Annotated in this window: 16 protein-coding genes; 4 read left to right on the top strand and 12 right to left on the bottom strand. The window is 70.2% G+C overall.

Going from position 1 to position 22778, the window contains the following annotated elements:
• Positions 1 to 90 precede the first annotated feature (90 nt).
• Positions 91 to 381 carry a hypothetical protein gene (locus ALIDE2_RS12230; RefSeq protein ID WP_013519088.1) on the top strand — a complete coding sequence of 97 codons (291 nt, stop codon included), beginning with the start codon at positions 91 to 93 and terminating at the stop codon, positions 379 to 381.
• On the opposite strand, the gene pgeF is transcribed toward ALIDE2_RS12230, so the two are convergent.
• Complete coding sequence (gene pgeF / locus ALIDE2_RS12225; protein WP_013519087.1) at positions 301 to 1149, bottom strand: peptidoglycan editing factor PgeF; 849 nt, start codon at positions 1147 to 1149, stop codon at positions 301 to 303. The two genes, ALIDE2_RS12230 and pgeF, sit on opposite strands and share 81 nt — an antisense overlap.
• Positions 1142 to 1807 carry a maleylacetoacetate isomerase gene (gene maiA / locus ALIDE2_RS12220; RefSeq protein WP_013722185.1) on the bottom strand — a complete coding sequence of 222 codons (666 nt, stop codon included), beginning with the start codon at positions 1805 to 1807 and terminating at the stop codon, positions 1142 to 1144. Before maiA ends, pgeF begins: the two co-directional genes overlap by 8 nt.
• A 113-nt stretch (positions 1808 to 1920) precedes the next feature.
• On the opposite strand from maiA, the gene ALIDE2_RS12215 reads away from it, so the two are divergent.
• Both ALIDE2_RS12215 and ALIDE2_RS12210 read left to right on the top strand, forming a co-directional pair.
• Entirely contained in the window at positions 1921 to 2616 is a 696-nt protein-coding gene (locus tag ALIDE2_RS12215; protein WP_013519085.1) for a fumarylacetoacetate hydrolase family protein, read from the top strand.
• Between the two features lie 67 nt (positions 2617 to 2683).
• The gene (locus ALIDE2_RS12210) at positions 2684 to 3232 is read left to right on the top strand and encodes an NUDIX hydrolase (RefSeq protein ID WP_013519084.1); all 549 of its coding nucleotides are present in this window, start codon (positions 2684 to 2686) and stop codon (positions 3230 to 3232) included.
• Here the strand turns inward: ALIDE2_RS12210 and ALIDE2_RS12205 are convergent.
• The 6 genes from ALIDE2_RS12205 to smc form a co-directional block, all read right to left on the bottom strand.
• Complete coding sequence (locus ALIDE2_RS12205) at positions 3225 to 4421, bottom strand: MFS transporter (RefSeq protein WP_013519083.1); 1197 nt, start codon at positions 4419 to 4421, stop codon at positions 3225 to 3227. The two genes, ALIDE2_RS12210 and ALIDE2_RS12205, sit on opposite strands and share 8 nt — an antisense overlap.
• A 10-nt stretch (positions 4422 to 4431) precedes the next feature.
• Positions 4432 to 6915 (bottom strand): penicillin-binding protein 1A, encoded by a 2484-nt coding sequence (locus ALIDE2_RS12200; protein ID WP_013722184.1) that lies wholly within the window; start codon positions 6913 to 6915, stop codon positions 4432 to 4434.
• Between the two features lie 187 nt (positions 6916 to 7102).
• Positions 7103 to 8038 carry a patatin-like phospholipase family protein gene (locus ALIDE2_RS12195; protein WP_013519081.1) on the bottom strand — a complete coding sequence of 312 codons (936 nt, stop codon included), beginning with the start codon at positions 8036 to 8038 and terminating at the stop codon, positions 7103 to 7105.
• 3 nt (positions 8039 to 8041) lie between these two features.
• Complete coding sequence (gene ligA, locus ALIDE2_RS12190; RefSeq protein ID WP_013519080.1) at positions 8042 to 10195, bottom strand: NAD-dependent DNA ligase LigA; 2154 nt, start codon at positions 10193 to 10195, stop codon at positions 8042 to 8044.
• Positions 10196 to 10206: 11 nt separating this feature from the next.
• Entirely contained in the window at positions 10207 to 11301 is a 1095-nt protein-coding gene (locus ALIDE2_RS12185; protein ID WP_013519079.1) for a cell division protein FtsZ, read from the bottom strand.
• 10 nt (positions 11302 to 11311) lie between these two features.
• Entirely contained in the window at positions 11312 to 14836 is a 3525-nt protein-coding gene (smc, locus tag ALIDE2_RS12180; RefSeq protein WP_013519078.1) for a chromosome segregation protein SMC, read from the bottom strand.
• Between the two features lie 268 nt (positions 14837 to 15104).
• Here smc and ALIDE2_RS12175 point away from each other — a divergent pair, with 268 nt between their 5' ends.
• Entirely contained in the window at positions 15105 to 15764 is a 660-nt protein-coding gene (locus tag ALIDE2_RS12175) for a cistern family PEP-CTERM protein (protein WP_013722183.1), read from the top strand.
• A gap of 154 nt (positions 15765 to 15918) precedes the next feature.
• On the opposite strand, the gene ALIDE2_RS12170 is transcribed toward ALIDE2_RS12175, so the two are convergent.
• The 4 genes from ALIDE2_RS12170 to cycA all read right to left on the bottom strand — a co-directional run bounded on the left by ALIDE2_RS12170 (position 15919) and on the right by cycA (position 22567).
• On the bottom strand, positions 15919 to 16248 hold the full coding sequence (locus tag ALIDE2_RS12170) for a YnfA family protein (protein WP_013519076.1): 330 nt from the start codon (positions 16246 to 16248) through the stop codon (positions 15919 to 15921).
• A 14-nt stretch (positions 16249 to 16262) separates the two neighbouring features.
• The gene (locus tag ALIDE2_RS12165) at positions 16263 to 19427 is read right to left on the bottom strand and encodes a bifunctional diguanylate cyclase/phosphodiesterase (protein ID WP_013722182.1); all 3165 of its coding nucleotides are present in this window, start codon (positions 19425 to 19427) and stop codon (positions 16263 to 16265) included.
• A gap of 196 nt (positions 19428 to 19623) precedes the next feature.
• Positions 19624 to 21042 carry a multidrug transporter subunit MdtD gene (gene mdtD / locus ALIDE2_RS12160; RefSeq protein WP_013519074.1) on the bottom strand — a complete coding sequence of 473 codons (1419 nt, stop codon included), beginning with the start codon at positions 21040 to 21042 and terminating at the stop codon, positions 19624 to 19626.
• A gap of 100 nt (positions 21043 to 21142) precedes the next feature.
• Positions 21143 to 22567, bottom strand: coding sequence for a D-serine/D-alanine/glycine transporter (gene cycA / locus ALIDE2_RS12155; RefSeq protein WP_013722181.1), 1425 nt, complete (start codon positions 22565 to 22567; stop codon positions 21143 to 21145).
• Positions 22568 to 22778: the final 211 nt, after the last annotated feature.

Genomic DNA, 22778 nt, shown 5'->3' with positions numbered 1-22778 from the left:
GGCTCGGCAATCCACGGCGCAGCCGCGGGGCTTTTGGTTCACGGCGCGGCCGCCTGCCGGCCACAATCCATGTTTTATCGGGATCCGAACATGTACCTGGTGCTTATCGGGTGGTTGTACGTGACGGTGCTGATGGCCCTGGCCGAAGGCCTGTCCGAGCAGGGCACGGTGCTGGGCGCCATCATCACCTTCGTGCTCTACGGGCTGCTGCCCATGTCCATCGTGCTCTACATTCTGGGCACGCCGGCGCGCAAGCGCGCCATCCGGGCGCGCGAGCGGGCCGAGGCCGAGGCGGCCGCGTCAGGTCAGCCAGACGCAGGCGGCCATGCGCCCGCTGGTGCCGAGCACGGGGCTGTCGCGCCGGTGCGAAAAGAACCGTGAAGGGTTGCCCACGGTGCACCAGGCGGGCGAGCCGTCGTTGCCGTAGAGCGCCGTCACGCCCCGCTCACGCAGGCGCTGGCGCGCCAGTCCCGCCAGGTCGGCCAGCAGCTTGCCCGCGCCGCCGTGGGGCCTGAAATGCCGGGCGGCCTGCGGGTCCTGCGCGCAGAAGGCATCGCGCACCTCGGGGCCGACCTCGAAGGCCTGCGGGCCTATGCAGGGGCCCAGCCAGGCGATCACGTCGCCGGGCGATCGCGGCGCTTCATCTTCGATAGCTGCCGGCGCTTGCCTCGCATGGCCTGGAGCCAGAAATTGCTTCAATGTCTCTTCCAGCACCCCCGTGGCCAGGCCGCGCCAGCCCGCATGGGCGGCCGCCACGCGCGTGCCCGCGCGGTCGGTGAAGAGCACGGGCAGGCAGTCCGCCGCCATGACGACGCAGGCCACGCCCCGCGCCCGGGTGGTGCAGGCGTCGGCGTCGGCGCCCTCGGGCGTGTCCTTGTCGAGCGGCAGAACGTCCGTGCCGTGCACCTGGCGCAGGTACACCGGCCGCACGGGCCGCCCCCCGGCACCCAGGGCCGCCTGCAGCGCGGCCCAGTTGGCCTGCACGGCCTCGGGGGCGTCGCCCACGTAGCGGCCCAGGTTGAAGCTGTCGTACGGCGGCGTGCTCACGCCGCCGTTGCGCGTGGTGCACAGCGCGCGCACGTGGGCGGGGGCCGGCCAGTCGGGCTGCAGCCAGTCGTGGGGAACGGGGTGCGCCACGGGCTCACTCATGGTCCGGGCAGGCGCTGGGCTGGGCGCGCTGGAAGGCCGGCAGCTGCATGCAGGCCTCGAACGCGGCCATGGTGCGCGACAGGCCGCCCAGGTCCACGCCGAAGCGCTGGCCGTTGAAGATCTGCGGCACCAGGCAGCAGTCGGCCAGCGTGGGCGCGTCGCCCCAGCACAGGCGCGAGGGCGCCAGGCCCGCGGCGGCGCGCTCCCGGTCCAGCAGCGCCAGCTGGCGCTCGAAGGCCTCCAGGCCCTGGCGCACCCAGTGGTGGTACCAGTCGTCCTTGGCCGCGTCCGGCACCTTCAGCTGGTGCTTGAGGTACTTGAGCACGCGCAGGTTGTTCAGCGGGTGGATCTCGCAGGCCACCATCTGCGCCAGCGCCCGCACGTGGGCACGCGCCAGGGCACCGCCGGGCAGCAGCGGCGGCTCGGGGTGGGTTTCGTCCAGGTATTCGATGATGGCCATGGACTGCGCGAGCAGGTGCCCGTCATCGGTCTGCAGCGCCGGCACCAGCGCGTCGCCCAGGCGGCTGGCATAGGCCGGGGCCCGCTGCTCGCCCTTCTGCAGGTGCACGGGCACATAGTCATAGGGCAGGCCCTTGAGCTCCAGCGCGATGCGCACGCGAAACGATGCCGAGGAGCGGAAGTAGTTGTAGAGCTTCATGCTGCCGCAGCATAAGCCAGCAGGGCGAAATGCGCCCAGCCGCCCATGGGAAGGCCCGCGCCGTGGCACACTGCATCCGTCCTCCACCCGTCCCTAAAAAGCGTCAAAAAACCATGAGCTATGTGATTCCCGCCCCCGTCCAGGCCAGCGTTCCCGTGCTGGGATCGGCCGATCGCTTTCCCGTGCACCGCATCTACTGCGTGGGCCGCAACTACGCCGAGCATGCCAAGGAGATGGGCTTCACCGGCCGCGAGCCGCCCTTCTTCTTCATGAAGCCGGCCGACGCCGTGCTGCCCGTGAGCGCGGGCGAGACGGGCAGCATGCCCTACCCCTCGCTCACCAAGGACCTGCACCACGAGATCGAGCTGGTGGTGGCCATCGGCAAGGGCGGCAGGAACATCGCGGCGGCCGATGCGCGCCAACACATCTGGGGCTACGCCGTGGGCCTGGACATGACGCGCCGCGACCTGCAGGGCGAGATGAAGAAGCAGGGCCGCCCCTGGTGCATCGGCAAGGGCTTCGATGCCGGCGCGCCCATCGGCCCCATCACGCCCGCCGCGCAGGCAGGCGACGTGGAGCGCGCCGCGATCTGGCTGCAGGTCAACGGCGCCGACCGCCAGCGCAGCACGGTCGATCAGCTGATCTGGAACATTGCCGAGACCATCGAGCACCTGTCGGCCGCCTGGGAGCTGCAGCCCGGCGACCTGATCTTCACGGGCACACCCGAGGGCGTGGGCGCCGTGGTGCGCGGCGACGTGCTGGAGGGCGGCATCGATGGCCTGGGCCGGCTGCGCGTGGCGCTGGTCTGATTCAACAAGAATAGCTGCAGGCGCTTGTCACACAAGCGCTTGGAGGCATTTTGATCATAGAAATCCAATGATTTTCCGCCGCCCCATCAAGCACTGCCGCGAATGCGGCGCGGCCGTGGCCTACCGCCTGCCCGGCGACGGCGACACGCGCGAGCGCGCCGTCTGCCCGGTCTGCGGCACCATCCACTACGAGAACCCGCTGATGGTGGTGGGCACGGTGCCGGTGCTGGGCGAGCGCGTGCTGCTGTGCAAGCGCAACATCGAGCCGCGCTGGGGCAAGTGGACGCTGCCCGCCGGCTTCATGGAGCTCGACGAGACCACGGAGCAAGGCGCAGCGCGCGAGACCGACGAGGAGGCCGGCGCCCAGATCGAGCTGGGCCCGCTGTTCTCGCTGCTGAACGTGCCGCAGGTGGGCCAGGTCCACATCTTCTACCTGGCCACGCTGTTGAGCGACCGATTCGACCCCGGCCACGAGACCATCGAGGCGCGCCTGTTCACCGAGGACGAGATCCCCTGGGACGAGATCTCGTTCCGCACGGTCAAGAAGACGCTGGAGCGCTTCTTCGCCGACCGCCGCGCGGGGCGCTTCGGCGTGCACTGCGTGGACATCACCTGAGAGCGCCGCTGCCGCGCCGGCGGCCCAGCCCGGCCAGGCACAGCGCCGCGAACGCGCCGCCGGCCCAGAAGGTCGCAGCCGGCCCCACCGTCTCCCACAGCAGTCCGGCGATCACGCTGGCCGCCAGCATGGCCAGGCCGCTGGCCAGGTTGAACACGCCATAGGCCGTGCCGCGCAGGTCCGCCGGCGCCGCGTTCGCCACCATGGTGGCCAGCAGGCCCTGCGTCATGCCCATGTGGATGCCCCACACCGCCACGCCCACGATCACCATGCTCCAATGCTGGGCCGTGGCCAGAAGCGCGTCCGCCGCGATCAGTACGACCAGGCCCCAGGCCAGCAGGCGCGTGTGGCCGACGCGGTCCGACAGCCAGCCGAACGGATAGGCCGCGGCCGCGTAGACCAGGTTCATGGCCGCCATCACCAGCGGCACCAGCGCCATGGCAATGCCGGCCTGCTGCGCACGCAGCACCAGAAAGGCCTCGCTGAACCGCGCCAGCGTGAACAGGGCCCCCACGGCCACCACCCACCAATAGGCGGGCCCCAGACGGCGCATGTTCTCGCGCCGTATCGGGTTGGTGCGGCGCGCGCCCTCGTGCCGTTCGGGCTCGCGCACGCCCAGCGCCAGCACGGCCACCGCCAGCAGGCCCGGCACCACCGCCACCCAGAACACGGCGCGGAAGTCGTCCGCCCACAGCAGCATCAGGCCGGCGGCCAGCAGCGGGCCGACGAAGGCGCCCACCGTGTCCAGCGACTGGCGCAGGCCAAAGGCCGCGCCGCGGATCTCGGGCGGCGTGATGTCGGCCACCAGCGCGTCGCGCGGCGCGCCGCGCACGCCCTTGCCTACGCGGTCGATCAGGCGCGCGGCCAGGATCAGGCCCGCGCCCGAGGCCATGGCGAACAGCGGCTTGGTGAAGGCGCCCAGGGCGTAGCCCAGCAGCGCCAGGCTCTTGCGTCGTCCGAAATAGTCGCTGAGCGCGCCCGAGAACACCTTGACCATCAGCGCCGTGGCCTCTGCCAGGCCCTCGACGAGGCCGACCGCGAGGGCAGACATGCCAAGCGTGCCCACCATGAACATGGGCAACAGGCTGTGGATCATCTCGGAGGAGATGTCCATCAGCATGCTGACCAGGCCCAGCGCCCACACGGCGGCGGGGATGCGTGCGCGCGGGGCTTGCCGTGGTGGCTGCATGGGCAAAGGCTCAGCGTGTTTCGGCGAGGAGCGGCGCCGCGCCCTGCGGCCGCGGCACCACCGGCACGATAACCACGCCGGGCGCTGCCGAGGGGGCGGCCGGCTGCGGCGCCTCGGGCGCGGGCTGCTCCACCCATACGGGCGGTTCGGCCGGCGCGTTGGCGCGCGGAGCGACTTCCTGCAGCGGAATGAGCGGCGCTTCGATGATCTCGGGGCGCTCCTCCTGCGGCGGGGCGCTGGCCGCGGGCGCAGGTGCGCGCGGCAGGTCGGGCTGCGGCGCGGGCGGCGCCCCTGCCGGGCCAGCCTGCTCGCCCGTGGGCCGGCCGAACAGGTCGTAGACCCAGTTGCGCAGCGTGCCCGTGGCCGTGGCGATCCAGGAGCTTTCCTCCTCGTCGATGAAGCGCTCGCGCGCGTCGATGATCTTGGCGCGCAGGGCCTGGCGGAACACGTCGCCCACGATGGGCAGCGCACTGTGCGCGCCCTGCCCCCAATAGTCGCTGCGCAGGGTGATGCGCCCGTCGTTGAAGCCGGCCCAAGCGCCGGCCACGAGCTGCGGGTGCATGAGGATGAACCAGCCGTCGGTGTTGTCCTGCGTGGTGCCGGTCTTGCCGGCCACGTCGGCCGTGATGCCGTAGCGGCTGCGTATCGCCACGCCCGTGCCCTTGTCCACCACGCCGCGCATGGCGTCGCGCAGTTCCTGCGCGGCGGCGAGGCCCAGGGCACGTTCGGGCGATGCGGGCTTGAACGCTTCGAGCAGCCTGCCGTTCTTGTCCTCGATGCGCGTGATCACCTGGGGCGCCATGTAGCGCCCGCCATTGGCGATGGTGCCGTAGGCGGCCACCATTTCCTTGAGGGTGACCGAGCTCGTGCCCAGCGCCAGCGCGGGCACGGCCTCCAGCTTGGATTCGCGCACGCCCATGGCGCGCGCGAGCTGCGCCACGCGCTCGGGCCCCACCTGCTGCATGAGCTGGGCGGTGATGGTGTTCTTGGAGTACGCGAGGCCGTCGCGCAGCTGCATGGGTTCCTCGCTGGGCGGCGTGCGGCCGTCCGTGGGGCGCCAGACCCGCTTGCCGCCGAGGGGGATTTCCACGGTCGTGTCCATGAGCTCGTCCGTGGGCAGCATGCCCTTGGCGAAGGCCGCGCCATAGACGAAGGGCTTGAAGGTGGAGCCGGGCTGGCGCCTAGCGGCCTGCACGTGGTCGAACGGGTCCACGCCGTAGTCGCGGCTGCCCACCCAGGCCAGCACCGCGCCGTTCCTGGGGTCCAGCGCCATGAAGCCGGCCTGCACGCGGGTCTTGGCCTGGCGCAGGCTGCGCAGGAAGCCGGCGTCGTCGAGCAGGCGCTTGGCCGCCTCCTCGGGCGCGGTGCCGGCGGCCACGGCCTTTTCGTACTGGGGCGATTCGCGCACCAGCTGCTGCACCAGGGGGCTCTTGGCGCCCCATGCGCTGCGCGGCGCCCAGGCGGCGTCGGCCACGCCCTGCAGCTGCCGGCCCTGGCGCTGCACGGCCTGGTTGGCGATCTCCTGCAGGCGGCCGTCGATGATGGTGTGGATCACCAGCCCGTCGGAATACAGGCTGTAGCCATTGCGGTCCGCCCAGTCGATGAGCTGGCGCCGCAGCTGCTGCGCCAAATGCGGCGCCAGGCCCGCCACCTCGTTCTGGCGCTCGAAGCGGATGCGCAGCGGGCGCTTGACCAGCTTGTCGTACTCTGCCGCGGAGAGCTTGCCGCGCTTCTTCATCTGCGCGAGCACCGTGTTGCGCCGGGCCTGGGCGCGCTCGGGGTTGAGCACGGGGTTGTAGTAGGCCGTGCCCTTGAGCATGCCGATGAGCGTGGCGCTCTCCAGCACCGTGAGCTTGTCGGCGGATTTGTTGAAGTAGGTGCGCGCCGCCATCTCGATGCCGTAGGCGTTGTAGAGGAAGGGCACGGTGTTCAGGTAGGTCTCCAGGATCTCGTCCTTGGAGTACAGCCACTCGATCTTGAGCGCGGTGATCGCCTCCTTGATCTTGCGCGTGAGCGTGGGCGCGCGGCCGATGTCCTCGGGGTAGAGGTTGCGCGCGAGCTGCTGGGTGATGGTGGAGCCGCCCTGCTTGTCGCCGCCCAGCGTGCGCACCAGCGCCGACGCCGTGCGCCGCCAGTCCAGGCCGAAGTGGTCGTAGAAGCGGTGGTCCTCGGTGGCGATCAGGGCATCGACCACCGGCCTGGCGATCGTGTCGAGCGGCACCCACTCGCGGTTCACCCAGCGGTATTCGGCCAGCAGGCGCCCGTCGGCGGACAGCAGCTGCGCGGGCTGGTCGCTCTTGGCCTTGCGGATGTCGCTGATGGCGGGCGTGAACGGGATCAGCGCCAGCACGTACAGGAAGACGGCCAGCGCCAGCGCGGCCAGCAGCCACAGCAGGCCATGCGCGGATGCCCAGCGCTCGGGCCGGCGCGCCAGGCGTGCCAGGCGCGGCCACAGCAGGGCCCAGCGCGCGCGCAGGGAGGCGGGAAACGTCATGAATTTTTACAATAAAAATGGCCTTCAGCGCTTGTGCAGCAAGCGCTGGCAGCTATGGAATTGGAAGCTTTCATCCCTTGAGGCCGGACGGCATGGGCCATGGGCGGCGCCAGGGGCCGGGCGGAGGAAAGGCCTGCTTTATACCGCCAATCATTTGAAATCAATGGCTTACCGGTTTTTCCAGGCTTCAGCCCATGAACTGCCGCAGCTGCGGCAGGCTGGCATGGGCGGCGCGGCGGCCCTCTTCGATGGCCTCTTTGGCGCGGTGGAAGTCCAGCTGGCCCAGGTGGGCCAGGCGCGGCGCGACCACCACCTCGGGCGGATCACCCGCCATGCGGCTGCGCGTGATGCGCATCTGCATGATGTTCACGCTGGTCATCATCACGTCCAGCATGGAGGGCTGCCTGGGCGCGGGCGCCTTGCCGTCTGCCCAGAACTTCAGGCGGCGCATCCAGTCGCCGTTGCGCGCCGGCTCGGGTTCGGGCGGCGCCACGCCGTCCTCCGGCGCATCGGCATCGGGTGCGCGCACCACGGCCAGCGGGTGCATGTGGCGGTGCAGTATGTCGGCGTTCAGGTCCACGCCGATGACGATGTCGGCCCCCATGGCGCGCGCGAGCGACGCAGGCACGGGATTGACGAGGCCGCCATCGACCAGCAGCCGGCCGCCTTCGCGCACCACGGGCGTGAACAGGCCCGGCAGCGCGATGGAGGCGCGCACCGCGTCGGCGATCGAGCCCTCGCGCAGCCAGACCTCGGCGCCCGAGTGCAGGTCGGTGGCCACGGCGCCGAAGGGCAGCGGAGAGTCCTCGATGGTGAAGTCGGCGAAGTTGCGGCGCCAGAAGGCGATGAGCTTCTCGCCCTTGAGCATGCCGCCCGCGAGGTTGAAGTCCATGAAGCCGAACACGTCGCGCATGCCCAGGCCCAGCACCCATTCGCCGAAGCGCTCCAGCTCGCCCGCCGCGTAGGCCGCGCCCACGAGCGCGCCGATGGAGGAGCCGCACACCACGTCGGGCCGGATGCCCTCCTCCTGCAGCACCTGCAGCACGCCGATGTGCGCCCAGCCGCGCGCCGAGCCGCTGCCCAGCGCCAAGCCGAGGCGGGGTGCGCGGCGCGCCAGTGCCATGCCTCAGCCCTCGCCCCGCAGCAGCGCGCGCAGGCCGTCTTCGTCGAGCACGGGGATGCCCAGCGCCTGGGCCTTCTCCAGCTTGCTGCCCGCCTCGGCCCCGGCGACCACGTAGTGGGTCTTTTTGCTGACCGAGCCCGCCACCTTGGCGCCTGCGGCTTCGAGCATGTCCTTGGCCTCGTCGCGGCTCAGCGTGGGGAGCGTGCCGGTCAGCACGATGGTCTTGCCCGCCAGCGGCAGCGTGGCGCCCGCCGTGGGCTCGCCCTCTTCCCAGGCGACGCCGCATTCGCGCAGCTGCCCGACCACCTCGCGGTTGTGCGGCTGGGCGAAAAAGGTGTGGATGCTTTCCGCCACCACGGGGCCCACGTCGTTGACCTGCAGCAGCTGATCGACGCCCGCGTCCATGATGGCGTCGAGCGCGCCGAAGTGCCGCGCGAGGTCCTTGGCCGTGGCCTCGCCCACGTGGCGTATCCCCAAGCCGAACAGGAAGCGCGGCAGCGTGGTCTGCTTCGACTTCTGTAGCGCGTCGAGCACGTTCTGCGCGGACTTTTCGGCCATGCGGTCCAGACCCGCCAGGGTGGGCAGGTCCAGCCGGAACAGGTCGGGCAGCGTGCGGATCACGTGGCCGTCGACGAGCTGGTCCACGAGCTTCTCGCCCAGGCCCTCGATGTCCATCGCGCGGCGCTGGGCGAAGTGCAGCACGGCCTGCTTGCGCTGCGCGGGGCAGAACAGGCCGCCCGAGCAGCGGTGGTTGACCTCGCCCGGCTCGCGCACCACGGTGCTTGCGCAGATCGGGCACTGGCGCGGCATGCGGAAGTTGGGCACGTAGGATGCACGCGGCGCGGGCACCACGCCCACCACCTCGGGAATCACGTCGCCCGCGCGGCGCACGATGACCTGGTCGCCCACGCGCACGCGCTTGCGGCGCAGCTCGAACAGGTTGTGCAGCGTGGCGTTGGTGACGGTGACGCCGCCCACGAACACGGGCGCCAGGCGCGCCACGGGCGTGAGCTTGCCCGTGCGGCCCACCTGCACGTCGATGCCCTCCACGCGCGTCATCATCTCCTGCGCCGGGTACTTGTGCGCCACGGCCCAGCGCGGCTCGCGCGTCACGAAGCCGAGCTGCCTTTGCAGCGCCAGGCTGTTGACCTTGTAGACCACGCCGTCGATGTCGTAGGGCAGCTGGTCGCGCTCTGCGCCGATCTGCTGGTGGAATGCGATGAGTCCGGGAGCGCCCAGCGCGATCCGCACCTGCGCCGCGACCGGAAAACCCCATGCCTTCAGGCGCTGCAGCAGCGCGTAGTGCGTGGCGAACTCGGGCCCGCCCTCCACCTCGCCCAGGCCGTAGGCGAAGAACGAGAGCGGGCGCTGCGCGGCGATGCCCGAATCGAGCTGGCGCACGGCGCCGGCCGCGGCGTTGCGCGGGTTCACGAAGGTCTTGTCGCCCTTCTCGCGCTGGCGCTCGTTGAGCTGCTCGAAGTCCGCGCGGCGCATGTAGACCTCGCCGCGCACCTCCAGCACGGGCGGCGCGGTTTCGCCGCCGGGCCGCCCCAAGGCGAAACGCGCCCCCTCGGGGGGCAGTGAGGACGCGTCAGCGCCGAGCGTGGGGGCGCTCAACTGCAGCGTGAGGGGGATCTGGCGGATGGTGCGGATGTTGTGCGTCACGTCCTCGCCCACCTCGCCGTCGCCGCGCGTGGCGGCCTGCACGAGGCGGCCGTGTTCGTAGCGCAGGCTCATCGCCAGGCCGTCGAACTTGGGCTCGGCCACGTATTCGACGGGCGGGTCCTCGGGGGCGAGCTTGAGCTCGCGGCGGATGCGCGCGTCGAACGCCTCGGCGCCGCTGGCCTCGGTGTCGGTCTCGGTGCGGATCGAGAGCATGGCCACGCGGTGCCGCACGGGCGCGAGGCCGTTCATCACCGCGCCGATCACGCGCTGCGTGGGCGAGTCGGGCGTGACGAGGGCGGGGTACGCGCCCTCCAGCGCCTGCAGCTGCTGGAACACGCGGTCGTACTCGGCATCGGGCACGCTGGGCTCGTCCAGCACGTAGTACTCGTGCGCCCACTGGTTGAGTTGGGCGCGCAGTGCTTCTACTTTGCTAGCTACCAGCGCAGGCACAGCGGGCGCTGGAGCCGAAAAAAGCTCGGATTTTTCCGTCATGCGGCTAGGGCCTAACTGAACAGGCGCCGCGCGAGCGCCGAGCCGGCCGAGAGCTCGCGGCTGTCGAGCTTGTCGTAGAGCAGTTCCAGGTCGGCGGCGATGGGCTCCATGGTCATGGCGGGCAGCGGCGTGCCGTTCTGGTCGCACAGCACGCCGTCCATGGCCTGGCACAGCGCGGCGGCGACCTCGCGCAGGCGCTTGAAGGGCTGCTCGCCGCGGTGCACCTGGGCCACGTCCAGGCTCAGCAGGATGTCGCGCACGGCGGACTGCTCGGGGTCGTCGGACATGGCGGCCTGCGCGTCGTAGGTCAGCGTCAGCATGGGCGGCAGCCCGGCGCCGCTGGCCGGCAGCACCAGGCGCCCCGGTATGGCGCCGGCCACCAGCCCCAGGCGCGCGGCGTTTTGCTGCACGTAGCCGGGGCTCCATGCCGCCTGGCGCGCGCGCAGCATGAAGGCGAGCTGCGCGTCATGGTCGCTGGCGAACTGGTCGAGCTCGCGCGCGCGCGCCACCTCCTGCAGCATGTCGGGGAAGTCGGGCGTGGCGTTGATGGCGTCCGCGAAGCCCTGGGTCTTCATCACGAACTCGGAAAACTCGATCTCGTTGAGCGCGCCCAGGCGGTTGGCCAGCTGCACCCCGGCCTGGAAGTGCAGGTAGCGCTGGCCCGGCTGGGGCGTTTCCCACTGCTGGGCGGCCTCGCTGAAGCCCTCGATGGCGAAGGGCTTGCTGCCGGCGCGGCGCGTGGGCGGCATGGCGGCGAGGGCCGCGTCACCCGAGACCTGCTGCTCGGCCACGATGGGGGCGATGGCGTCGATCAGCGGGTCCAGCCCGCTGCGGCGCTCGGCGGGCGGCACGGGCAGGTCGATCGCGTCGCCCGGGTCCACGGCATGGCCTTCGAAATGGGGCTCGGGGCCGGCCGTGGCGGGGTTGCCCAGGCCCGCGCCGTCGAATGCGGGCTCCTGGCGCACCGCAGGCTCCTGCGCGCCTTCGCCCTCGGGCGGGCGGGCGCGCTTGGGCGCGTTGCGGTAGGTGGTCCAGGCGTTGTAGGCGACGACGGCGGCGAGTACCAGCGCGCCGGCGAGGATGAGTCCGAGTTGGAAGTTGCTCATGATGGGATTTTCAAGCCTCTGCCATCGACAGGGCGGACTCCATGTCCACCGCCACGATGCGCGAGACGCCCTGCTCCTGCATGGTCACGCCGATCAGTTGCTCGGCCATTTCCATGGCGATCTTGTTGTGGCTGATGAACAGGAACTGGGTGCCCTTGGACATGCTGGTGACCAGCTTGGCGTAGCGCTCGGTGTTGGCGTCGTCCAGCGGCGCGTCCACCTCATCGAGCAGGCAGAACGGCGCGGGGTTGAGCTGGAAGATGGCGAACACGAGGGCGATGGCCGTGAGCGCCTTCTCGCCGCCCGACAGCAGGTGGATGGTCTGGTTCTTCTTGCCCGGCGGCTGGGCCATGACCTGCACGCCGGAGTCGAGGATCTCGTCGCCCGTCATGATCAGGCGCGCCTGGCCGCCGCCGAACAGCTCGGGGAACATGCGCCCGAAATGGCCGTTGACGGTCTCGAAGGTGCCCGACAGCAGGGTGCGTGTCTCGCCGTCGATCTTGCGGATAGCGTCCTCCAGCGTGGTCATGGCGAGCTGCAGGTCCTCGGTCTGCGCGTCGAGGAAGGTCTTGCGCTCGCGCGCGAGGGTCAGCTCGTCGAGCGCGGCCAGGTTCACGGCGCCCAGGGCGGCGATCTCGCGGTGCAGGCGGTCGATCTCGCCCGAGAGGCCCGCGGCGCGCACGCCGCCCTCCTCGATCGAGCGGGCCACCGCCGCGAGGTCGGCCTGTGCGTCTTGCAGCAGCTGGCTGTACTGCTCCAGCCCCAGGCGCGCGGCCTGCTCCTTGAGCTGGAATTCCGTGATGCGCGCGCGCAGCGGATCGAGCTGGCGTTCGTGCTGCATGCGCCGCTCGTCGCTGGCGCGCAGCCGGGCCGTGAGCTCGTCGTACTGGCTGCGCTGCGCCGCGAGCTGCTTCTCGCGCTCCATCTTCAGCTCCAGCGCCTGCTGCAGCCCGCCCTGCGCGGCGGCGTCGGACAGGCGGGCGAGCTCGTCCTGCGCGCGCTGGCGCTCGTCGTGCAGCGTGCGGGCCTGCGTGGCCGCCGTGTCCACGGTGCGCGCGAGCTCGGCGCGGCGCGCCTGCAGGCTGCGGTGGGAGAACTGGGCCTCCTGCACGCGCCGCTCCAGCTGGCGCTGCTGCTCGCGGCACTCGGCCAGGCGCCGCTCGGCCTCGATCACGCGGTCGCCCAGCTGGGCGTGGCGCTCCTGGCTGTCGGCGAGCTGCATGTCCAGCTCCTCGAAGCGCGCCTCGGATGCCGCACGGCGCTCCTGCAGGTCGGCGAGCTGCGCCTCGACCTCGGCCAGGTCGGCGCCGATCTGCTCGCTGCGCGCGCGGGTCTGCTCGGCCAGTTGGGTCAGGCGCAGCGTCTCCACCTGCAGCTCGTGCGCGCGGCCCTGAGCCTCGGTGGCCTCGCGGCGCGCGGCGACGAGGCGCTGCGAGGCGTCGGCGTACGCGGCCTCGGCGCGCACCAGGGCCGTACGCGCCTCCTCGGCGATCAGGGCCTGGGCGCGCAGCTCTTTCTCCAGGTGCTCGATCTCCTGCGCGCGCGCGAGCAACCCCGACTGCTCCGAGTCCTGCGCGTAGAAGCTCAGGCTGTGTGCGCCCACGGCGTGGCCGCTGGCCACGTAGAAGGCCTCGCCCGGCTGCAGCTGCGCGCGCTGGGCCAGCGCCTCGTCAAGCGACGGCGCGGTGTAGCAGCCCTGCAGCCAGTCCACGAGCACGGCGCGCAGGCCCGCGTCGTGCACGCGCAGCAGGTCGGACAGGCGCGGCTGGCGCGTGCTCGCGTCGGGCGCGGGAGCGGCCGGCGCGCTGTAGAAGGCCAGGCGCGCGGGCGGCGCGTCCTGCCCGCCCGCGCCGAGGAAGCCGCGCACCATGTCCAGCCGGCCCACGGGCAGCGCGGACAGGCGCTCGCGCAGCGCGGCCTCCAGCGCGTTCTCCCAGCCGGGCTCGATGTGGATGCGGCTCCACAGGCCCTGCAGCCCGTCCAGCCCATGCCTGGCGAGCCAGGGCTGGAGCTTGGCCGAAACCTTCACTTTGTCCTGCAGCGCCTTGAGCGCCTCCAGGCGCGCCGACAGGTCGGCCTGGCGCGCAGTCTCCTGGTTCACGGCCTGCTGGCGCGCGCGGCGCTCCTCGTCGAGCTGGGGCACGCTGTCCTGCAGCTCGGCCAGGCGCGCCTCGGCCATCTCGGCCGCTTCCTGCGCCTCGTCCAGTTGCTGGCGCATCTGGGCCAGGCGCGCCTCGTCGGGCGCGGCCAGGGCGCTCCTGTCGGCGCGCAGGCGCTCGAAGCGCGCGTCGAGCTGGCGGCTTTGCTCATCCAGGCTGCGCTGCTCGGCGGCCAGCACCTGGATCTGCTGCTGGATCTGCACCACGGCGGCGCGCTGCTCCTCGCTGCGCTGCTGGCTCTGGCGCAGGGCGTCCTCCAGCTCAGGGATCTGGGCGGCCTGCTCCTCCACCTGGGCGGCAAGCAGCTCGGCCTGCTCCTCGGCGTCCATGCCCGCGCCTTCGAGAGTCTCCAGCTCGGCCTCGGCCTCCTCCTTGCGCGCGGACCAGTCCTGGATCTGCGCGGCCAGCTGCACCAGGCGCTGCTCCACGCGCTGGCGGCCCTCGACCACGTAGCGGATCTCGGCCTCCAGCTTGCCGACCTCGGCCGTGGCCTCGTACAGCTTGCCCTGGGCCTGGTTGACCTGATCGCCGGCTTCGTAGTGCGCCTGGCGTATGGCCTCCAGGTCCGCCTCCACGCTGCGCAGGTCGGCCATGCGCGATTCCAGGTCGTTCACGGCCTGCAGGCCCTCGGTGCGCACGCGGGCCTGCTCGGCCTCGGCGTCGGCGCGCTTCAGGTACCACAGCTGATGCTGCTTGAGCGTCACGTCCTGCTGCAGGGCGTTGTATTTGGCCGCCACCTCGGCCTGCTTCTCCAGCTTCTCGAGGTTGGCGTTGAGCTCGCGCAGTATGTCCTCCACGCGCGTGAGGTTCTCGCGCGTGTCGGCCAGGCGGTTCTCGGTCTCGCGCCGACGCTCCTTGTACTTGGAAACGCCCGCGGCTTCCTCCAGGAACAGGCGCAGCTCCTCGGGGCGGCTCTCGATGATGCGGCTGATCGTGCCCTGGCCGATGATGGCGTAGGCGCGCGGGCCCAGGCCCGTGCCGAGGAACACGTCCTGCACGTCGCGCCGGCGCACGGGCTGGTTGTTGATGTAGTAGCTGCTCGTGCCGTCGCGCGTGAGCACGCGCTTGACGGCGATCTCGGTGAACTGGTTCCACTGGCCGCCGGCGCGGTGGTCGGCGTTGTCGAAGATCAGCTCCACGCTGGCGCGACTGGCGGGCTTGCGGCTCGTGGTGCCGTTGAAGATCACGTCCTGCATGGACTCGCCGCGCAGCTCGCTGGCCTTGGACTCGCCCAGCACCCAGCGCACGGCGTCCATGATGTTGGACTTGCCGCAGCCGTTGGGGCCCACCACGCCCACCAGCTGGCCCGGGAGCTGGAAGTTGGTGGGCTCGGCGAACGACTTGAAGCCGGCGAGTTTGATCGAGTTGAGACGCACGAATTACCTGTAACACCGCGCCGCTGGCGTACCCGGCGGTTCAAAGGGTGGATGTTAACTGAGCCGATGGCGCCGCTGCGCCGCATGCGCATGCCTGCCCGGCCGTTCCCCGCGGCGATCCTGCCCATGACTGTCGGTTTTCTTTACACCACGGCGGCCATCACGCTTGCCACCCGGGCCAAGCCATTGAATCGAATACGGTTTTTTATTTTGGCATGGATCATGCTTATAACTGCATATACATACATGAATCTCGGAGGGCCCCACCATGAAACTCAAGAAAACTCTGCAAGCCATCGCGCTGTGCTGTGGCTTGGCGGGAGTCGGCAGCGCCAATGCTTCGGTCATGCTTTTCGACGATGCAGGGGATGTCAGCTCCATCCTGTATTCGGCGACCTACCAGGGCGCCACGCTGTCCGCGACGGTGCAGTTCACGCTCAACTCGCTGACCGCCACGCAAGCGGTCTTCGGGGTGCAGATCTCGAACGACTCCACCGGCCCGGGGAATAACCGGCTGACGTCGTTCGGGATCGATATCGTGAGCCCCACGTTGATATCCGCCGTGTCCAACGGAGGCTGGGGGGCTTCGCGGAACGTCAACTTCCCATCCTTCAATTCCGTGGACCTTTGCCTCTGGGATGGGAACAACTGCTCCGGTGGTGGCAACCAGGGCGTTGGCGAGGGGATGACCGAATCCTTCACCCTGACGCTGGGCACCTCGGGGAACTTCCTCACGAACGGGCTCGAGTTCACGAGCCCCTACAGCGTGAAGTTCCAAAGCGTCGGCAGCGGCGGCGGGTCGCTTGAATTCGCGGGCTGCATCGTGGGCACGGCCGGCTGCGGTTCGCAGGTTCCCGAGCCCGCCTCGCTCGCGCTGGTGGGCCTGGGCCTGCTCGGCGCCGGGCTGGCACGCCGCCGCAAGGCCTGAAACAGCGGGCGATTCGCTCGCCCTGCCCCCTCCTGCAAGAAGCGCCCGCCAAGCGCTTCTTCGTTTTTGGGCAGTCCGCCGTGCATTCATAAAAGAAATGCCTCCAGCACCCGTCCAGCAAGCGGGAACAGCTATGGATTGAAGAGCGCGTCGCTCAGCTGCGCGGCGCGAACGCGATGATGGCCATGCCGCACAGCGTGACGGCCACGCCCAGCCAGTCCCAGGGTCCGGGGCGTATGCCGTCCACGGCCCACAGCCAGAGCAGCGCCACGGCCACGTAGACGCCGCCGTAGGCCGCGTACACGCGGCCCGCCGCCGCCGGGTGCAGCGTGAGCAGCCAGGCGAACAGCGCCAGGCTGGCGGCGGCCGGCAGCAGCAGCCAGGCGCTGCGCCCCTGGCGCAGCCACAGCCAGGGCAGGTAGCAGCCGACGATTTCCGCCAGGGCCGTGGCAAGGAAAAGGCCGAGGGTCGCGAGCGCCTGCATGTGCCAGGGGGTATTCAGGCCGTGGCGCCGGCGCTGGCGGCATGTTCGAGCACCAGGTCCTCGAAGGCCAGCCCGGGCAGAGGCCGGCTCAGCAGATAGCCCTGCCAGGCGTGGCAGCCGCTGCGCTCCAGGAAGACGCGCTGGGCCTCGGTCTCTACGCCCTCGGCCACGACCTGCAGGCCCAGGCTGGTGCCCAGCGCGACGATGGTGCGCGCGATGGCGGCGTCGTTGGGATCGGTGAGCACGTCGCGCACGAAGCTCTGGTCGATCTTGAGTTCATGCAGCGGCAGGCGCTTCAAATAGGCCAGCGAGGAATAGCCCGTGCCGAAGTCGTCCAGCGAGAAGCCCACGCCGTAGCCGCGCAGTTGCACCATCTTGGCGACGGTGTCCTCCACGTCCTGCAGCAGCAGGCCCTCGGTCAGCTCCAGCCGCAGCCGGCGCGCGTCGGCACCGGTGCCGGCCAGCGCCTCCAGCACCTCGGGCACGAAGCCCGCCTCGTGGAACTGGCGCGGGCTCACGTTGACGGCCACCGACAGCTGGCCCAGCACCGGATGGCTGCTCCACAGGGCCAGCCGCTCGCAGGCCGTGCGCAGCACCCATTGCCCCATGCGCAGAATGAGCCCGGACTGCTCGGCCAGGGGTATGAATTCCGACGGCGGGATGTAGCCCTTGACCGGATGCTTCCAGCGCAGCAGGGCCTCGGCGCCCGTGATGCGCCCGTGGACCATCTTGGGCTGGTAGAAGAGCTCGAACTCGCCGGCCTCCAGGCCGGAGCGCATGTCCGCCTCCAGCGCCACGCGCGCCGTCATCTGGGCCTGCACCTGCGGGTCGAAGAAGCGCAGGGCGTCGCGGCCTGCGGCCTTGGCCTCGTACATGGCCATGTCGCTGCGCTTGAGCAGTTCGTCAGCGGACTCGTGCAGGCCCTGGAAGATGACGATACCCACGCTCAGCGTGGTGTGGCGCGGCTCGCCGCCGCCGAGCGCGAAGGGCTCGCGCATGGCGTCCAGGATCTGCAGGCCCATGGCCTCGGCGCGGGTCGCGGCCTCCTGCGGGCTGGCCCCCAGATCCTTGAGCACGACGACGAACTCGTCGCCGCCATGGCGCGCCAGCGTGTCGTCCTCGGGTATGCAGGCGCGCAGCCGCAGGGCCACGGCGTGCAGTAGGCGGTCGCCCATGTCGTGGCCCTGGGTCTCGTTGATGTGCTTGAAGTTGTCCAGGTCCAGCATCAGCACCGCGCCGCACAGCTGGTGGCGCGCGCTCATCGCCAGGGCCTGCTGCAGGCGGTCGAGCAGCAGGCGCCGGTTGGGCAGGCCGGTGAGCGGGTCGTTGTAGGCCAGGTAGCGCACCTCTTCCTCGGCCTGCCTGCGCTGGCTCTGGTCCACCATGGTCACGATGTGGCTGTCTTCGAGCATCACGCCCGATATCTCCACGGTGCGCAGCAGCCCCGCCTTGGAGGTGATGTGGCACTCCACCGGGCGGATGGCGCCGTCCGCGGCATGCCGCGCCGCCATGCAGGCGGCCTTCCATGCCTCGCGCGCCTGGTGGCGCTCGGCGGCGTCGGGCATGACCAGGCGCCACCAGCTGTCCACATCGGGCGCCTCCTGCTCGCCATAGCCGCAGATCTGCACGTGGCGGTCGTTGCGGAACGCGATGGCCCTGCCCCGCACCAGGTTCACCCCCACGGGCATGTGGTTCAGGATGCCGAGCAAGTGCTGCTCGCTGTCGCTCAGGGCCTGCTCCATCTGCTTGCGCTCGCCGATGTCCTGCACCACGGCCAGGTGGCTTTCGGGCCTGCCCTCCAGGCACAGGCGCGAGACCATGAGCTCCGCCCACACGATCTCCCCGTCCTTGCGGCAGTAGCGCTTTTCCATGCGGAATTCACTGATCTTGCCCGAGCGCATACGCTCCATGAAGGCCAGGTCCGCGTCCAGGTCGCGCGGGTCGCTGATGTCCTGGAAGCGCAGCTGCTGCAGCTCTGCCTCGGTGTAGCCCAGCAGGTCGCAGAGCTTGCGGTTCACGCGCACCATGCGGTCGCTGTGCAGGTCGACCTGCGCCATGCCCACGGCGGCCTGGCTGAACACGGCGCGAAAACGCTCCTCGCTCTCGCGCAGCGCCACGCCCGCCTGCTGCACGTCGCCGAGGGCCCGGACACGGCGCAGCACCAGCATGCTGACCATGGCCGTGAGCAGCGCCGTGATCAGCATGCCGCCCAGGCCCAGCAGCCCGGGCAGGCGCGCCTCCTGGGCCGACAGGAAGGTGCCTGCCGATTGGAACTGCAAGCGCCAGCGCCGCCCGCCCACCTGCACTTCCTGCACGCGCTCCATGTCGGCGGCTTGGGCGGGCTTGGACGTGGAGTCGAACAGCAGGGCGGCGGAGCCCGTCTCCGCGCCAGACGGGCCGATGTCGGACATGACCAGCGTCAGCCCCTTGAGGTAGCCTTCGGCGCGCAGCATCTGAATGACATCGTCTATGCGAATGCTCACGCCCACGGCGCCCAGGAAACGCGCGGCCTCGCGCTGGCCCGGCGGCGTGCCATGGGCAAACACCGGGATGCGGATGATGATGCCGGTTCGGCGCTCGGTCTCCTGGTGCAGGTCGAAGGGCGCCGACGCCACCAGTTCGCCACCGGCGCGCGTGCGCATCATGGCCTCCAGGTTGTCTGGCTGCGAATGGATTTCCAGTCCCTGGACGTCGGCATTGCCCTCCCGTGGCCAGAGGAAATCGACGACGAAATATTCCGGCCGCTCCTGCTCGGGGTGAATGGCGAAGTCCCTGGGCAGGCTGCCGTCCATGTGGGCGTCGCCGCGGGCCTGCGCCTCGAAGGCGGTGCGCTGCGCCCCGGGCACGTAGCGGGTGAAGTTGATGTTCTTCACGCCGGGGTGGCTGCGCTCCAGCGCCAGTTCGCTGGCCACGCGCTCGAACTCGGCGCGCCGCAGCTGCGGGTCCACGGTGAGCAGGCCGCGCATGCCCTGCAGCAGATCGGTATGCGACTCCATGCGCCGCTGCAGCGCACCGGCGAACAGGCGCGTCTCCTGCTCGAAGCGCAGGTGCGCGATGGCGTCCATGGACGTCTGCTGCTGCCGCCACAGCGCATAGCTCGCTACGCAGCCTGCGAGTGCCACTGCCATGCCCGGTAGCCAGAGCCGGGGCGAAAAGCGCACAGCGGTGAAGAAGGACATGGTCAAGGCAGACAATGGTGGCAGCACGCGGGCCGCGCATGCGCCGGGCAGCATAGCGGCATTTGTCGGCGATTTTTGCTGGCGAGGTTCCACGGCGCGCAAAATCCCGGCGCGGCCCATGCCCCGCGGCAGCAAAGCAACATCCGGGAAAGCACGGTTTGACTCGTGACCAAAATCAAGGTTTTACAAGGCAATGTCAGACCTGCTCCTCCGGCACCGGGGGATGCGCGCGCGGCGGTTCGTGGGCCGGCAGCTGCAGGAACAGCGCCGTGGCCGCGAGCGTCAGCAGCCCCATGCAGGCGAAGGTGGCGCGGAAGGCGTTGAGCGCATGCTGGGCCTGGCCGAAGTAGCCCTCGAAGCTCGCCAGCACCGCGCCCGCCGCCGCCACGCCCATGCCCAGTGCCAGCATCTGCACCATGGACAGCAGGCTGTTGCCGCTGCTCGCGTCCTGCCCTTCCAGATCCTTGAGCGTGACCGTGTTCATGGCAGAGAACTGCATGGAATTCACCGCGCCGAACAAGGCCAGCTGCACGAGCAGCAGCGCGAACGGCGGGCTGGGCGACAGCAGGGAGAAGCTGGCGATCAGCAGCGCTAGCGCGCAGGTGTTGGTCACCAGCACCTCGCGGTAGCCCCAGCGCCGCACGATGTGGGTGACCAGGGGCTTGGCGGCCATGCTGCCCAGCACCGTGGGCAGCATCATCATGCCGGCCTGCATGGGGGTGTAGCCCAGGCTGACCTGCAGCACCAGCGGAATCATGAAGGGCATGCAGGAGCTGCCCAGGCGCGAGAACAAATTGCCCAGCAGGCCCACGCGCAGCGTGCGCACCTCAAACAGTCCGGGCACGAACAGCGGGTTCGGGCTGCGCAGCGCATGCAGCCAATAGGCAGCCAGGCTGGCCAGGCCGAAGACCATCATCACCAGCGCCGACGCGCCGCGCACGCCGCCGCCGGCCATCCCCTCCACCGCCAGCGAAACGGCTGCCATGCCGAAAGCCAGCAGGCCGTAGCCCACGGCGTCGAACTCCCGGCTGGACTGCGCCTCCCCGCCCGCCATGAAGCGCCGAGCGGCCACCAGGCCCACCAGGCCTACGGGCACGTTGACCCAGAAGATCCAGTGCCACGAGGCGTACTCCACGATCCAGCCGCCCAGCGTGGGCCCGATCAGCGGCCCCACCAGGCCGGGAATGGCCACCAAGCTCATGGCGCTGATGAACTCCTCGCGCGGGAAGGCGCGCAGCACCGCCAGCCTTCCCACGGGCAGCAGCAACGCGCCGCCCAGGCCCTGCACCACGCGCGCGAGCGACAGCATGGCCAGCGTGGGCGCCAGCGCGCACAGCACCGAGCCCGCCACGAACAGCGCGATGGCCGACATGAACACGCGCCGCGTGCCGAAGCGGTCCGCCAGCCAGCCCGAGGCGGGAATCAGGACCGCCATGGCCAGCGAATACGCCACGATCACCGAGTGCATCTGCAGCGGGCTCTCGTTCAGGTCGCGCGCCATGGCCGGCAGGGCCGTGTTGACGATGGTGGCGTCCAGCGTCTGCATGAAAAAGCCCAATGCCACCAGCCACAGCAGGGCCGGACGCGAGGCAGAGGCGACGGGGGCAGGCATCATGGATTGCGGGGTGTGCAGGAGTTGAAGGCGTCAGAGTGTGCCACCGGCCCGTTCGCGGGCCGGGCGGGCGCGGAGCCTCCGGTCAAGGCGAAGAAGGGCATCAGGTTTGCGCCGGGACCGTACCCGCCGCCCCACCCTGCCGGCGCAGCATGGCCCGGTACGCCAGACCCAGCAGCACGAACCACAGCGGCGTGACGGCGAGCGCCTGGCGCGTATCCGACTCCAGGCACAGCAGGACCAGGATGGCGGCGAAGAACGCCAGGCAGGCCCAGCACATGGCCACGCCGCCCGGCATCCGGTACCTGGAGGCCACGTGCAGCCCCGGGCGCCGGCGCCGGTAGGCGATGTAGGACAGCAGGATCAGCGACCACACGAACATGAACAAGATAGCCGACACCGTGGTCACCAGCGTGAAGGCCTGCACCAGGTCGGGAACGACCCACATCAGGAACGCGCCGGCGAGCAGGCACGAGCAGGAGAACAGCAGGCCGCGCGCAGGCACGCCGGCGCGCGACAGCCGGTGGAATGCCCGCGGCGCGTCGCCCTTGAGCGCCAGCCCGTAGAGCATGCGGCTGGTGGAGAACACGCCGCCGTTGGCCGACGACGCGGCCGACGTCAGCACCACGAAGTTGACCACCCCGGCCGCGGCGGGCAGGCCTGCCAGCACGAACAGCTCGACGAAGGGGCTCTTGCCCGGCACCACGTCGCGCCAGGGCGTCACGGCCATGATCGCGATCAGCGCGCAGACGTAGAACACGATGATGCGCACCGGGATCGAGTTGATCGCGCGCGGCAGCGTGCGCTCGGGGTCCTCGGCCTCGGCCGCCGTGGTGCCCACCAGCTCTATGCCCACAAAGGCGAAGACCGCGATCTGGAAGCCCGCGAAGAAGCCCATGGCCCCGTGCGGGAACATGCCGCCGTCGTTCCACAGGTTGGCCAGGCTGGCGGCGCGCCCTGCGGGCGAGACGAAGCCGCCGGCCACCATGGCCAGGCCCGTGCCCACCAGCGCGACGATGGCCACGATCTTGATCATGGCGAACCAGAACTCGATCTCGCCGAACAGCTTCACCGTCAGCAGGTTCAGGCCCAGCAGCAGGCCCACGCACATCAGGGCCGGCGCCCATTGCGGCAGGCCGGGTAGCCAGAACTGGGCATAGGACGAGATGGCGATCACGTCGGCGATGCCGGTGACGATCCAGCAGAACCAGTAGGTCCACCCCGTGAAGAAGCCGGCCCAGGGCCCCAGCAGGTCGGACGCGAAGTCGATGAACGACTTGTAGCGCAGGTTGGACAGCAGCAGTTCCCCCATCGCGCGCATCACGAAGAACAGCATCGTGCCGATGATCGCGTACACGAACACGATGGACGGCCCCGCCAGGCTGATCGTCTTGCCCGAGCCCATGAACAGGCCCGTGCCTATGGCGCCGCCAATGGCGATGAGCTGGATGTGGCGATGGGTGAGACTGCGCTGCAGGCCATCGTGGCCGTGCTGGTCCTGGCCTGATGGTGGGGGCTCGTGGTTCATTGGGAAGCAGTTCCGCGGCGGGGGCGCAAGACGCATGGAAAACAACCATGCGCACGACACTCCAGCACATTTCATTTATTGCCGTGAAATCGTAAAAACAGCAATTAAACACCGATATAGGCTACCAAAAGGAGAAGGCACTCCATCGCCAGGAAACGCCTTCCACGCCACCTGCGGCCGTTTCACCACGATCCGGCAGCGCCCGTAGGCA

The sequence above is a fragment of the Alicycliphilus denitrificans K601 genome (genome assembly GCF_000204645.1).
GTDB classification, from domain to species: domain Bacteria; phylum Pseudomonadota; class Gammaproteobacteria; order Burkholderiales; family Burkholderiaceae_C; genus Alicycliphilus; species Alicycliphilus denitrificans.
Note: the sequence above shows the minus strand (reverse complement) of the source record. Positions and strands in the feature narration are given on the sequence as shown.